The organism is Clostridium sp. OS1-26, from assembly GCF_030915445.1.
Classification (GTDB): domain Bacteria; phylum Bacillota; class Clostridia; order Clostridiales; family Clostridiaceae; genus Clostridium_AM.
Genome location: NZ_CP133264.1, coordinates 5,866,323 through 5,878,538 on the forward strand (window position 1 = coordinate 5,866,323; position 12,216 = coordinate 5,878,538).

Consider the following 12,216-nt stretch of genomic DNA (forward strand, 5'->3'; position numbering starts at 1 on the left):
TTATAAAGTTCTATATAGAAAGCTTATAATCTAATATAATCTTTTTAGTATTCATGCTGCCATATTTATATGCAAATTTAATTTTATCAATATTTAAAGCATCCTCTTTTATAAAATCTAAGACATATTCTTTATCTATATTTTCATCAGAAAGTTTTTCTTTTAAGACTTTCTTAATTTTCTCTGCATTCACACTACCATCTACATATTTTATTACCTTTACATTATGACTAATAAAACGAAGCCACATATCTTCTGTAATATTGTCAATATATCTTACTGCTTCTTCATTTTGAGTAATAGCTTCAATTTGAACCTCAATGGATGGGCTTTTAATATATTTTATAGCATTCCATTCCTTTTTTATTGCCAATAGATTAGCTTCTTCTGCTGGATCATCTATATACTTTATCGAGTCCCAATCCTTATCAACAGCTAAAAGTTGAAGTTCCTTAGAAGGATTCTTGTAAAATTGAATCGCCCATCCTTTTTGCTCTATAGCCTTTCTTATGAGCTTCTCATTCGGATTTTTAATATGCTTAAGTGAATTCCACGCCTGTTCTACAGTATATAAACACATATCCTCTGTTGGATTCTCAATATACTCGATTGCCCATTTATTAGACTTTAATGCCTCCCATTGTACCTTTTCTGTAGGATTTTTTATATATCCAAGAAGCATACCGTTTTCTTTCACTGCCATAAGCTGCATTTCCTCTGTAGGGTCTTGAATCGACTTAATATAATAGGGATTTTTAGAGAGAATATCTAATATATTTTTTTTATTGCTATCCATAATGCTCACCTCTATTTGTTTACGTCTCTTATAAAACTCATATATGCTTTAGCTGAGTTTTCCATCTTATTATCACCTGCTATGTAGTACACAGCATCTTTTATATCATTTGGCAAATATTGTTGTTTTACATAATGATTTTTATAATTGTGAGGATACTTATATTCTGTACCTCTATTTAACTTTTGTGCACCTTCATAGTGTGCATCTTTTAAGTGTTCTGGTACCTCTCCTACATTAACATTTTCTAAATCCTTTAAGGCTTTATCTATAGCATTTATTGCTGAATTAGATTTAGGAGATGTAGCAAGTAGTATTACAGCATCCGCCAGTGGAATTCTAGCTTCAGGAAATCCTAACTGCATAGCTGAATCAACACAGGATTTGACTATAGATATGGCATTTGGATATGCTAAACCTATATCTTCAGAAGCAATTACCATTAGCCTCCTGCATATTGATATTAAATCCCCTGCTTTCACAAGTCTTGCCAAATAATGAATTGCCCCATCAGGGTCGCTTCCTCTAATGGACTTCTGAAAAGCACTTAATACATCGTAATGATTATCACCTAATTTATCATAATTTAAGGCTTTTTTTCCTGAACACTCTTTTGCAATTTCTAATGTAATTTCAATGTCGCCATTACTATTTCTGGAAGCAGTGTAAAGTGTTAATTGTAAATTATTAATGGATTTTCTTAAATCCCCTCCGCTGTTTTCTGCAAAAAACTCCAATATGCTTCTATCACAAATAATTTTTGTATTTTTTAGTTCGGCTTCAACAGTTTTAACGGCTCTAAGTAAGGATTTAACAATATCCTCTGTGCTTAAAGGTTTAAATTCAAATACAGAGGATCTGCTGAGCAAAGCATTATATACGTAAAAATATGGATTTTCTGTAGTACTAGCTATAAGAGTTATCTGACCATTTTCTGTATACTCTAATAAAGATTGTTGTTGTTTTTTATTGAAATTCTGAATTTCATCTAAATATAGTAATACTCCATTTATTGACATTAAATTATCTAACTCATCAATGATTTTTTTTATATCGCTAACAGAAGCATTAGTCGCATTAAGCTTATAAAATCTTTTATTCGTTGCTCCTGCAATAATATTTGCAATGGTGGTTTTTCCAACTCCAGGTGGTCCATAAAAAATCATATTTGGTATCTGTTTCGTTTCAATAATTCTGTTAAGTATCTTCCCTTTTCCTATTAAATGCTGCTGACCAACTACTTCCTCAATACAACTAGGTCTTATTTTATCCGCTAACGGCTTCATATAACCGCTCCTTTTTAATAATTATTATTAATTAATATTTTACATCATTTTTTTAAAAAAGTAAAACCTCTCACATCGAGCGAGAGGCGCAATATTTATTCTTCATCTAAGTAACAATTCACTATTTCTCCATAGTATACAGTATGGTAATCTTTTGCTCCATAAGAAGCTTTATCAATACTCTCATCTAAAAGATTAGGACACATGTCTTGCTTAAATACCACTTTACATTCATAGTGAATACCACATCCTTTTATTACTGGAATAGAAATATTTTTCCCATCCTTTAATGCTAAGTTGCATTCTTTAATTTTATTTATTTCTCTTCCTGATTTTGATCCACAGATTGCTAATGCATTTTTCATTTTATCATCAAAAGGCACGCTAACAGTAAATTCTCCGCACTTTTCAATAAGCTCATGAGTATGTCTTGACTTTCTTACAAGCACTGTGAATATTGACTTATGCCAAATAAATCCAATACTTCCCCAGCTTATAGTCATGGTATTTACTTCATTATCTGCCTTGCATGTTAAAAATGCTCCTTTTTTATGTAGGTTCTCCATAGATTTTTCTAAATTTGATGTAAAATTCATTTGTGTAATCCTCCTATTTATATTAACTATATAATTTAGTATACACTTTAGTATTAACTTTATTATATATTTTCATATTCCATTCTTCTTTCTTTAAAATGTACTGCTTTTAAACCACATAGCTGAACTATTTCCCTGGCAATGCTAAAATTACTGCCAATAGCTGTAGGTGCATGTGAATCAGATCCTATTGTTACATTTTTGCCCCCTAGCTCTCTGAACCTGTTATATATTTCTATGAGGTTCTTTATTGCATTCTCATCATTAAGCCTTCTTGTATTTAGTTCAATACATTTATCCTGGTCAATTAAGGTCCTTAATATTTCATGGATAATATCTGAAAAATCATGATAGTATATTTCTTTATCTTCAAACTTAGAATATCTTGAAATATAATCAATATGCCCCATACTATCAATAAAATCATATTCTTTTATGCATTTTAACATGTAGCTAAGATACTCTTCATATGCTTCTTTTTGCTTTTACCATTATAAAAGTCACTATAATAAATATCATTATTACCTACTAGGTGAATTGAACCTATAACATAGTCAAAGGGATGATCTTTTACAAGTTCTCTACTTTCTTCTATGCAATCACTTTTCATGCCAATTTCAACACCCAATAAAAGATCGTCTCCTCTATACTTAGAATATTCATTAAAGTAATCCTCTACATTAAAGGAGAATAAACCTTCCTTTGGAAATTTCAAATCCATATGCTCTGTTATTATTAATGATATATTTTGATTTCTTGCAGATTTTATAGCATCTTCTATTTCCATTTTCGAATCTGTAGAAATTTTGGTATGTACATGAGTATCAAACATTGCTTTTCCCCCCATCTAATAATACATTAAAATATATTTACAATTCATTCTATTTATGCTTGCTTACAAAAACATGACTACAAAAGGTATAGTGATCATTGATATTATTGTAGATATAAATACACTTCTAGAAGCTAGAGCAGTATCTGCGCCATATTTTTCAGCTAGAACTGAGGCTAATACTGCCGCTGGCATAGCTTCAATTATTACAGCTATTTGCATTAATAATTTATCTGCATTTAATAATTTTAAAATACCTAAAGTAAGAAATGGCACTGCTATAAGTCTTAAAAAGGATGCATAATAGACTAAAGTACCTGAAAAAATATCCTTTAATCTAATTTCTGATAACATAGACCCTACAATAATCATCGATAAAGGTGTTGTCATAGAGCCTACAATACTCATAGCTGTAAATAATGGGTAAGGCAGCTTAATGGAAAAACTAAATATTATAATTCCTAAAATAGTAGCAATTATGCCTGGGTTTACAATTACTTCCTTTAGCGTTTTTAAATCCTTCTTTCCTGTATAAATCATAACTCCAACACTAAACATAAAAATGTTGAAAGGTATATTAAAAATTGCACCATAAAAAATTCCTATTTTCCCAAATAAGCTTTCTAAAACAGGGTACCCCATAAATCCACAGTTAGAAAATATAGTTGCAAATCTTAAGACCTTCTTTGAATTCTCGGGATATTTAAAAGTTAAAACCCTACTTGCAAAAATCAATATTATATGAATAATTACTGAATAAGCAAACATTATTCTCGCCTTTGCAATCATATCTTGAGAATAACTATAGTTAAAAGAGGAAATAAGTAAACAAGGTAGAGTTATATTAGTAAGAAAGTTGGAAAAACTCTTACTAGCTTCCTTAGATAAAATATCTTTTTTTCTTGCATATACTCCTACTACCATAATAAGTGACAAAATTATTACTTGATTAATTATATTATTTTTCAAATCTTATCCTCCAAAATTGTACTCCATTAAAATTTTACACTTTTATGCAGAAAAAATAAAGAACTTCTTTCTCAATTTTACATATTAAAACATCATTATGTAAATATATATAAATAGTGAAACTAGTTTATTTTGGAGGTATAATAAATGAAGAAAAACAACTTGAAAGATGTTAAAGATGCTGTATTCAATGATTTAAAAAATGCAAAAATAGAAAGCGGAAAAGAAAGTACTCAAAGAATTGCAGGAAGTATACTAAAAAAATATAATGTAGATTTTGATGAAATTTTACAAAATACCGATTATCTATCCATATATAAAAACTCTGATACTATTGCCAATATATCTATTTCTAATGAAACATCATTAATAACAAATGATTTCGGAGAAGATACAAAAATTAAATATGATACTTTTAATGAACTAGAAATACTATAATAAATATAGGAATTATTTGTTTATCCAATTTCCTTAAAAAATATTAAGCTTCAGTTAAAACTTTTATTTCAACTAAAGCTTAATATTTTTTACTCATTTTCTATAGCATTATACATACACATATCCGCATAATTAGAAGCTAAGTCTGCAATTCTCTGTGTGGTTTCTTTAGGACTATTTCTAAATAATCCTTCAGCAATATTTTTATTCTCTGAAAGAAATTGATATACATTTAACGTTATATAGTCTCTAATCTTAAGATATATGTAATCTTCATGCAAAGCACTTGCTCTTGCATTTAAATCTTGAATAATATTATATCTTTCAATAAATTCTAAATCAACTTTATCTAAATTTTTGCCATTTTTGAATACAATTTTTCCATCTTTAACTTCTGTTTCAGAGTCATTTTCTATTTGCAGAATAATTTCATTAATTTTATCTGATTCAGGTATCTTGCCGTTTTGCCCCCACTGAAATATTACATCTAATTCTTTATTCCACAATTTTTTAAGATAAATAATATCAGCCTTTAACAAAGCTATATAATCAATATCACTTTCTATATTTTCCTTTTTACTTCTTAAGATATTATAAATACTTTGGTACCAATAACTTTTGGCTTCCAGTATCGGTCTTGCTGATGCCTCAACCATTCCCGAAATAATTTCCTGTTTGTTATTCTCATTTATTTCCATACTCAATCCCCCTAGTCATTAGTTTGTTTAATTTATATCATTATATTTCAATTATAACATATTTTTTACATTAAAATCCTATGAATTTGTGAATTGAATATCTAGCATTTTGGAATCATAAATAAAGGCTAAAGCATTAGCTTTAACCTTTATAAATTTTAAGCTTCACGTCAAAGCTTATATTTTTGTCACTGTATTTAGCTTCAATGGTTCCACCTTGAAGTTCAACTATACTTCTAGCAATAGCCAATCCTAAACCACTTCCACCCGTTTCCGACGCTCTAGATTTTTCTAATCTATAAAATCTATCAAATATTTTTTCTAATTCTTCTTTATTCATTTCTTCACATTTATTTTGAATAGACACAATTACGTAATCATTATCTTTTGTCAATACAACTTTTATAATCCCGGGTTTTATTGAGTATCTTGCAGCATTTATAAATAAATTTTCAAATATTCTAGCGGTTTTCCCAGGGTCTACTTCTACTATAACCTTTTCCAATAAAAATGCTTTAGATACTACTACTTTATTTTCTTCAAATATAGGCACCAGTTCTTCTACTAGTTGATCAAGCAGTCCATCAAGCACTATAGCTTGCTTATCCAATTTCACGCCATTATTAGTTAGCTTGGTGTATTCAAATAAATCGTTAATTAATACTTCAAGCTTCTCTGACTTATTGTATGCTATATTTACATATTGTTCTAACTGTTCTTTCTCATTATATTTTTTTTCTTTAATAAGTCCTAAGTATCCCTTAATAGATGTTAGTGGAGTTCTTAAATCATGAGAAACATTGGTTATTAACTCACTTTTCATTCTTTCTGCTTTTCTTTCATCTTCTATTTTATTTTTTAGCTCTTCCGCCATAAAATTTATATTGTCTGCCAATAGTGCAATTTCATCTGAACCTAGTTTTTCTATTCTATAGTCTAGATTGCCTTTAGATATTTCAAAAAGACCAGAAGATACTAACTCTATATATTTCATTTTTTTCTTAGTTAAAAAATAAAACGTAAAAAAGAAGACTGCAAGAGAAACTATAACTGTTGGTAACGGGGTATTATCTCCATAATGATATACAATATCTCCTTTAGGTATACCGCTTACCATTAAATATCCTTTTCCATCAGAAAATTTAATTGGGTAGAAATTCACATATTCTCTCCCTGTATCTATTATTTCATCATTATTTCTAACTGATATTTCCCTATTACCCATTGTTTCCATCGTATTTTTTATAGTCGCATAAATATCTATTTGCGTCTCATTAGCATTGTCTGATTTGTACAAAACCTTTCCATCTAAATCAGAAATTAGTATTTTGTAATTTTCCCCATTCTTTGATTGTTGTAATATTTGATTTATATTTTCCTTATCATTAATACTTACATTTCTATTTTTAATAGTATCTGCAATATTCAATGCCTTATCTGATATTCTTTTAACACCTTTAGTATAATCTATCCTAGCAGTCATGCTGCCTTTTTTAAAAGTGTCATTTGAAATACTTCCTACAATAATTGATGCTACTAAGCATACTGCAAATATTACTATTAATTCTAATCTTATGCTTTTGCTTATTTTATCTAAAGCTAAATTATATAGTTTTATAAATGGGCTAAATAATTTTTTTATAAATTTAGGACACCTAACCTTCAATTTTATACCCTACCCCCCAAACTGTTTTTATAAACCTAGGTTTTCGGGGCTCTTCCTCTATTTTTTCTCTTATCTTTCTTATATGAACCATCACAGTGTTATCTGATTCAAAGAACTCTTCATTCCATACTGATTCATAAATTTTCTCTATACTAAAAACTATTCCTTTATTTTTAGCTAAAAGACAGAGTATGTCAAATTCTCTTGGAGTTAATTTTATTTCCTTATCTGATATCTTAACTTCATGAGTATTCATATTTATTAGTAAATCATCTACCTCAATTATACCTTCATTTTTTTCTTGTATAGCATTTAATTTTTTGTATCGACGAAGTTGGGATTTTACTCTGGCTATCAACTCTAACGGATTAAAAGGTTTTGTTATATAATCATCTGCTCCAGTAGTAAGACCTAAAATTTTGTCCATATCCTCACTTTTAGCAGAAAGCATTATTATTGGCATGTTTTTATTTTCTCTTATTTTTATACAGGCTTCAATTCCATCCATACTTGGCATCATAATATCTAGTATTATTAGATCTATCTCTTCTTTTTCTAGATGATTTAATGCCTCTAATCCATTAGCAACCTTTATTACTTTATAGCCCTCATTCGCTAAATATATTCCTATTAAATCTCTAATTTCTTTTTCATCATCCACAACTAATATAGTTTCTATTTCCATAATGAACTCCTTCCCAAGCTTATCCTACAGCAATACTTCTATAAATACTGCTAGATTTGAAGTTTTTATCTTCACTATATATTAAACACTCTTAATCATAACATAGTAATTAAAAAGATGTATACCTAGAAAATTCTTCTAAACGGCATACTTATAATTATAAAACCTATATCTTAATTATTTATTATGTCAATTCTTAACCTTTTCTTAAATTTGTACAGCTTAAGAACTCATTTATTTTTACAAATTGAAGAAATATTATTATTGATATAAGTTCTGCTATTAGCTAATAATATTTATAGTATATTAACTATTTATATTGCCTTTCACGGAGGGATTAATCTTGAAGAAAAAAAGCAACCTTACAAGTCGATATATTAAATCTAAAGCAAAGTATTTTGGCTTTTTAAATAAAGATTCACTAGAACTGCATTATTGGATTTATGAGTTATTTTATCAGATACAAAAAGGACTAACAATAGATGTATTTTAAAAGGTGGCGCTGCCGCACAGCTTCACTTACCGGTTGGCTGGCAGAGATGTACCAATGATATAGATTGTGCTACAGACTTATCGCCTAAAGAATTGCAAAAAGTTATGAAGTCAATCAAAGATGACTTTACTCGAAATGGTCTTAACAGCAGTTATAGGGAACATATACCTAGAAATATAAAATCTAAGCATAGAATAATACCTATGATGACCTTTATTTTTGATATATCTTTTGTTTTTAAAACAAAGAAAAGATTTAAATATCCAGGAATAAAAATAGATTTTCTATTTCTAAATATAAGTAAACTTCATAAAACTAAATTAACACATAACGAAATTTTGGGGCTAAAGCTTAATTATGTTCCTATTGTTATAGATAAGTATTCAACAATTAGTGACAAACTAATTACCCTAGCGTCTAATTCCCTTGGATTGGAGAACTTTAAATTAGAAGCCTTATATAAGAACATTTATGATCTTTATTGTTTAATAAATACCTACAATGATTTAGAGAGCTTTAAAATAATATCTGATAGAATAAAGGATAGTTTAAATATAGAGCTGGAAATGAAAAAAGGTGAATATATAACTGTTGATTTACTTTTAAAGGATATATTATTTACACTATACGATATTGCAACTTTTAGTTTAAGAATAAACCATTCAGAATTACCTTTACAAATTAAAAAATTTCAAGATAATACAATGCAAAAGGAAGTTAGAGAGAGGCTTAATGTAGATATGTGGAGTGTAATGTGCCTTTATCTTTATATATGGGTATCTTCAATAAGAACTTATATTAACGATAAAGATTATTCTAAATTACAGGGAATAAATTCTGTTATAGAGCAGTACGAATATTTTTCATCCTTAATGAAAAAAGAAAGACGTGCATTTAAGAAAGACCTAAAGGATCAGATAAAGATAAATGATCCCAACCTTATTTTAGAAGGTACTGGAAATCCCCTAAGACTCATTTATTTAAATTATATTTTAGATAACTTAAAACCAAATTGGATATAAAAACAAAAAATATAAATACTAATGAATAAAAATATATTAACGATAATGTAAATATAACCTATTAATAACATTTAATATATGTGAAAAATAATACTTTAAATTTAATAAGATAGACGCAAGGAGATGACAAAATGTCCTATAATGTAGTAGATTTGTTGGATAAAGCTATTGTTATAGCTGAAAAAAGAAAAAAGCTATACAATGAATTAGCAGCTAAAACAATACGAAACTCTTCTTTATATATTTTTGTAAATGTTTTTATAAAAAATACAGATAGGACTATTGAATACTACAAACAATTAAAATCAGAAGGAAATAATACTAATTGTGAAGAAATAGCTTTTGTTGTATATGATAAAATATCATTTTTAATAAATGAGTTTAATCAGAAAATATTTTTCCCTAATAATTTAAGTATTAACAGTCTTTTAAAATCTTCTTTAGATATTGAAAAAGATGTTTTGGCACTTTTTATAGATATCCAAGGAAGATTAGTAAAAAGTAAGGAAGATACTAATACTTGCGCTTATAAAATTCTTTCCAAAGTAATAATCCAAAAGAAAGAAACATAAAAGAACTCCAAAGCTTCATTAAAACTTATTCATTTCAATAACATAAAAGTATAGTTTACAATTATTTTTAATAAATAATTGTAAACTATACTTTTTTCATTTTTATTCTAATTTAAGCTTTGATAACTTTTGTATCAACTCTTCAGAAATACTATTTAAGTTTTTAGTCATATCAGTTAAAACATTAACTGAGCTAACTTGTTTTTCTATACCTGCTGCAATTTCTTCAGTAGAAGCACTATTCTCTTCGGATATGGCTGCGAGGTTTTCAATCTGATTAGTTATCATAGTAATATTTGATGCCATTTCCTCTGCTGCTGACGAAACCTCTTCTACCATATTAGAAACATTAGTAATGGATTTTACTATTTCATTAAACTTACCAGCAGCATCTTCTACAAAATTATTTTGCTCTAAAGTTTTTTGTGACACATGTTTCATAGATACTGCTGCATCATCTATACCTTTTCTAACTTCTTGAATCAATGCAAAAATTTCCTGTGAGGACTTAGAGGACTCTTCAGCCAACTTTCTAACTTCTTCTGCAACAACAACAAATCCTTTTCCTTGTTCACCAGCACGGGCTGCCTCTATAGAAGCATTAAGAGCTAATAGATTAGTTTGTGAAGCTATTGCTGCTATAGTATCCGCTATACCATTGATTTGCTCAGATTTACCTCCCAATCCCATAACTAAATTTGATGTTTCGTCCACTACTGTTGAAATATCTTTAGAATGATGTTCAAGTTGTATTATTACTTGATTTCCTTCTTTAGCATTTTGACTAGTGTTTATAGCCTGTTCCGTTACCAACTGTGAATTTTCTGCTACTTGCACTACTGCATCATTTATCTGACGTATAGCATTGGAAGTATCTGATAAATTATTAGTTTGATCTTTAATTCTCTGGGATATATTTTCTGTTGAATTGCTCATACTTTCAAAATGCTCAGTAGCGCTAATAAATTCCTGTGTAAATTCTTCATTAGTAGAATTCAAATGGTTAGATACCATTTTCACTTGTTTTAGCATATCCTGTATAGTATCCAGCATTTTATTAGTATAAGAAGCTAAATCCCCTATCTCATCATTACTTTCTATATCAATTCTTTTCGTTAAATCTCCCTCTAAATTTGCCATATCTTTCATTTTATTAACTAGAATAGTTATAGAACGTGTTTGTCTTTTTGTCATTCTTCCTACTATAAATCTAACAATTAGTAAAGCTAAGAGCATTAATACTATTATAAAACCACTCACAATTACTTTTGCTTCATTAATAGGCTTAGCATTAATATCTATACATATGACTGCATTAGTATTTTGTTCAGCTTTTACAGGCACATATATAGATAAATGATCTGTACTATCCTGTACCTCAGGGCGACTAGATTCTACTGCTTTTTTGATTTTATCTAATTTTACAGAATCTGAAAATTCATCGCCTAATGCTGCATTATGTTCTTTTGACTTATCAATGACATATGACCACTTCCCATTTAAGCTATCACTAACTATGTATACATTGTCAACCAATTCTTTGCCTTCATTTACAAATGCAGTTAATGAGTTATTTAATTTTATATAAATTTCACTCTTTTCCTTTTTGGTAGCAAGACTACTTAAATCTTTACCTTCTAATTCATAAGATATAATTGTTGATAATTCTGGACCTATGCTTGTGGCTGCTGCTTTTATAATGGTACTAATAAGTAAAAAATTACCTATTCCTATTACAATAAAGATAGATGCTACTAAAAGCATTATACTCTTAATCCATTGTCTTCTAATAGTTGTTTTCTTTTTCCTATTCTTCATACTTTGCAAGTCCTCCTCATATATAAATAATTCCTATTATTCCATAACTATTAATAATATAATAATATCACCAATTATGTATTCAGTCACTAAGTGTTACAAATTGTTATCATATTAAAAATAATATGTATATCTTATTGCTATTCTTTCATATGCTAAGCATATTTAATTGCTAAAATAAAAAAGAAGTTAATCGAGCTACTAATAATATCATAGCTTAGTTAACTTCTTATTATATTCAAAAAATAAAAATGGCTCCGTGGAGAGGATTCGAACCTCCAGCCCTTCGGTTAACAGCCGAATGCTCCACCATTGAGCTACCACGGAATATCCTTTCAGAATAAC

12 protein-coding genes, 1 tRNA gene and 1 pseudogene are annotated in these 12,216 nt (G+C 28.4%); 4 read left to right on the forward strand and 10 right to left on the reverse strand.

Going from position 1 to position 12,216, the window contains the following annotated elements; all coding sequences use genetic code 11:
• Positions 1-10: 10 nt before the first annotated feature.
• The 5 genes and pseudogenes from RCG18_RS28850 to RCG18_RS28870 all read right to left on the reverse strand — a co-directional run bounded on the left by RCG18_RS28850 (position 11) and on the right by RCG18_RS28870 (position 4,479).
• Complete coding sequence (locus RCG18_RS28850; RefSeq protein WP_308039399.1) at positions 11-796, reverse strand: hypothetical protein; 786 nt, start codon at positions 794-796, stop codon at positions 11-13.
• Between the two features lie 11 nt (positions 797-807).
• Positions 808-2,082 carry a replication-associated recombination protein A gene (locus tag RCG18_RS28855; protein WP_308039400.1) on the reverse strand — a complete coding sequence of 425 codons (1,275 nt, stop codon included), beginning with the start codon at positions 2,080-2,082 and terminating at the stop codon, positions 808-810.
• A gap of 95 nt (positions 2,083-2,177) precedes the next feature.
• Complete coding sequence (locus RCG18_RS28860) at positions 2,178-2,678, reverse strand: flavin reductase family protein (protein ID WP_308039402.1); 501 nt, start codon at positions 2,676-2,678, stop codon at positions 2,178-2,180.
• 62 nt (positions 2,679-2,740) lie between these two features.
• Positions 2,741-3,510 (reverse strand): annotated as a pseudogene (locus RCG18_RS28865) (histidinol phosphate phosphatase).
• 63 nt (positions 3,511-3,573) lie between these two features.
• Positions 3,574-4,479: an AEC family transporter gene (locus RCG18_RS28870; protein WP_308039403.1), complete on the reverse strand. Its 906-nt coding sequence runs from the start codon at positions 4,477-4,479 to the stop codon at positions 3,574-3,576.
• 147 nt (positions 4,480-4,626) lie between these two features.
• Here RCG18_RS28870 and RCG18_RS28875 point away from each other — a divergent pair, with 147 nt between their 5' ends.
• A complete protein-coding gene (locus RCG18_RS28875; protein WP_308039404.1) occupies positions 4,627-4,917 on the forward strand; it encodes a hypothetical protein in 291 nt (96 codons plus the stop codon).
• Positions 4,918-5,006: 89 nt separating this feature from the next.
• On the opposite strand, the gene RCG18_RS28880 is transcribed toward RCG18_RS28875, so the two are convergent.
• From RCG18_RS28880 to RCG18_RS28890, 3 genes are all read right to left on the reverse strand, one after another.
• Positions 5,007-5,615: a hypothetical protein gene (locus RCG18_RS28880; protein ID WP_308039405.1), complete on the reverse strand. Its 609-nt coding sequence runs from the start codon at positions 5,613-5,615 to the stop codon at positions 5,007-5,009.
• Between the two features lie 142 nt (positions 5,616-5,757).
• Positions 5,758-7,281 (reverse strand): HAMP domain-containing sensor histidine kinase, encoded by a 1,524-nt coding sequence (locus RCG18_RS28885; RefSeq protein ID WP_308039406.1) that lies wholly within the window; start codon positions 7,279-7,281, stop codon positions 5,758-5,760.
• Entirely contained in the window at positions 7,271-7,966 is a 696-nt protein-coding gene (locus RCG18_RS28890) for a response regulator transcription factor (RefSeq protein WP_308039407.1), read from the reverse strand. The genes RCG18_RS28885 and RCG18_RS28890 overlap by 11 nt, the downstream gene beginning before the upstream one ends.
• Before the next feature lie 343 nt (positions 7,967-8,309).
• On the opposite strand from RCG18_RS28890, the gene RCG18_RS28895 reads away from it, so the two are divergent.
• The 3 genes from RCG18_RS28895 to RCG18_RS28905 all read left to right on the forward strand — a co-directional run bounded on the left by RCG18_RS28895 (position 8,310) and on the right by RCG18_RS28905 (position 10,053).
• On the forward strand, positions 8,310-8,459 hold the full coding sequence (locus RCG18_RS28895) for a hypothetical protein (protein ID WP_308039408.1): 150 nt from the start codon (positions 8,310-8,312) through the stop codon (positions 8,457-8,459).
• Complete coding sequence (locus RCG18_RS28900; RefSeq protein WP_308042131.1) at positions 8,453-9,481, forward strand: nucleotidyl transferase AbiEii/AbiGii toxin family protein; 1,029 nt, start codon at positions 8,453-8,455, stop codon at positions 9,479-9,481. Before RCG18_RS28895 ends, RCG18_RS28900 begins: the two co-directional genes overlap by 7 nt.
• A gap of 131 nt (positions 9,482-9,612) precedes the next feature.
• Positions 9,613-10,053: a hypothetical protein gene (locus RCG18_RS28905; RefSeq protein ID WP_308039409.1), complete on the forward strand. Its 441-nt coding sequence runs from the start codon at positions 9,613-9,615 to the stop codon at positions 10,051-10,053.
• 102 nt (positions 10,054-10,155) lie between these two features.
• Here RCG18_RS28905 and RCG18_RS28910 read toward each other — a convergent pair whose 3' ends face one another.
• Together RCG18_RS28910 and RCG18_RS28915 are read right to left on the reverse strand one after the other, a co-directional pair.
• On the reverse strand, positions 10,156-11,871 hold the full coding sequence (locus RCG18_RS28910) for a methyl-accepting chemotaxis protein (protein WP_308039410.1): 1,716 nt from the start codon (positions 11,869-11,871) through the stop codon (positions 10,156-10,158).
• Positions 11,872-12,123: 252 nt separating this feature from the next.
• Positions 12,124-12,198 (reverse strand) — tRNA-Asn (locus tag RCG18_RS28915).
• Positions 12,199-12,216 lie beyond the last annotated feature (18 nt).

Excerpts from the sequence above, each read along its gene's own strand:
- RCG18_RS28860 (WP_308039402.1), bottom strand. The coding sequence starts at position 2,678 with ATGAATTTTACATCAAATTTAGAAAAATCTATGGAGAACCTACATAAA.
- RCG18_RS28905 (WP_308039409.1), top strand. The coding sequence starts at position 9,613 with ATGTCCTATAATGTAGTAGATTTGTTGGATAAAGCTATTGTTATAGCT.
- RCG18_RS28875 (WP_308039404.1), top strand. The coding sequence starts at position 4,627 with ATGAAGAAAAACAACTTGAAAGATGTTAAAGATGCTGTATTCAATGAT.
- RCG18_RS28880 (WP_308039405.1), bottom strand. The coding sequence starts at position 5,615 with ATGGAAATAAATGAGAATAACAAACAGGAAATTATTTCGGGAATGGTT.
- RCG18_RS28910 (WP_308039410.1), bottom strand. The coding sequence starts at position 11,871 with ATGAAGAATAGGAAAAAGAAAACAACTATTAGAAGACAATGGATTAAG.
- RCG18_RS28855 (WP_308039400.1), bottom strand. The coding sequence starts at position 2,082 with ATGAAGCCGTTAGCGGATAAAATAAGACCTAGTTGTATTGAGGAAGTA.
- RCG18_RS28850 (WP_308039399.1), bottom strand. The coding sequence starts at position 796 with ATGGATAGCAATAAAAAAAATATATTAGATATTCTCTCTAAAAATCCC.
- RCG18_RS28890 (WP_308039407.1), bottom strand. The coding sequence starts at position 7,966 with ATGGAAATAGAAACTATATTAGTTGTGGATGATGAAAAAGAAATTAGA.